The sequence below is a fragment of the Bradyrhizobium erythrophlei genome (assembly GCF_042430365.1).
GTDB lineage: Bacteria > Pseudomonadota > Alphaproteobacteria > Rhizobiales > Xanthobacteraceae > Bradyrhizobium > Bradyrhizobium erythrophlei.
On record NZ_JBHMET010000175.1, the window covers coordinates 1 to 829 of the forward strand.

General features: G+C 62.6%; 1 protein-coding gene. It reads right to left on the reverse strand.

Going from position 1 to position 829, the window contains the following annotated elements; all coding sequences use genetic code 11:
* Window positions 1-389: 389 nt before the first annotated feature.
* The coding region (locus ACFFWD_RS25570) for a transposase (RefSeq protein WP_376969788.1) at window positions 390-829 on the reverse strand (440 nt) is incomplete at its 5' end.

Genomic DNA, 829 nt, shown 5'->3' on the forward strand with positions numbered 1-829 from the left:
CACTTGCGAGATATCCGTTCGCCGGGGTCGTGCTTCTGTACGGGGTCGGCGCGCAGGCCGCCACCTGATGGGGTATGAGAGGATAGGTCGACCAATCTATGATTTCGCGTGGTCGGAGCCACGACGGAAGTTGCGGTCTGACCTGATCCATCGTCCCGGCGTCGGGACCTCGCTCGGAAAGGCTGGTGTCAAAGGCCTCCCGAAACGGTTTAATCGCTCCTGTTCTGTAGTGAGGTCGGTAAGCGTGCATTGATGGACGGCGGCCGTGTTGGCTCGGTCGCGTCGGATCGTCACAGCCCCGAAGCCGCGTTGCGGCGCGCAGTTGCGCGGGGCTTGACGGCGCCGGCGCGCACCGAGCGATCATGACGTGTGCCATCATCCGCCCTCCCTCAGACCGCCGCCGTCGCATGACGGAAGCTTGTGCCATCAGCCAGCATCCGATGCATGATGACGGCGAGCTTGCGTGCCAGCGCCACCTTGGCTTTCTTCATCCCGCTCCGCCTGGCGATCTTCATCGCCCAGCTCTTCAATACCGTGCAGCCCTTGAGTGGCTTGGTCAGAATGATGTGGGCGCCCTCGTAGAGAGCGGCGCGCACCCAGGCATCACCGATTTTCGAGATGCGGCCATCGATGTCGGTCTCGCCCGATTGATATTTGGTCGGCGTCAGGCCGAAATAGGCTCCAACCTGCTTCGATGATTTGAAGCGTGCCGGGTCATCAATCGCTGCGGTGAAAGTGAGCGACACGATGGCTCCGACGCCCGGGATCGACATCAACAACCGTGCCCGCGTATCGCAGCGGGCCGCGTCCCGTACCTGCTTCTCGAAGC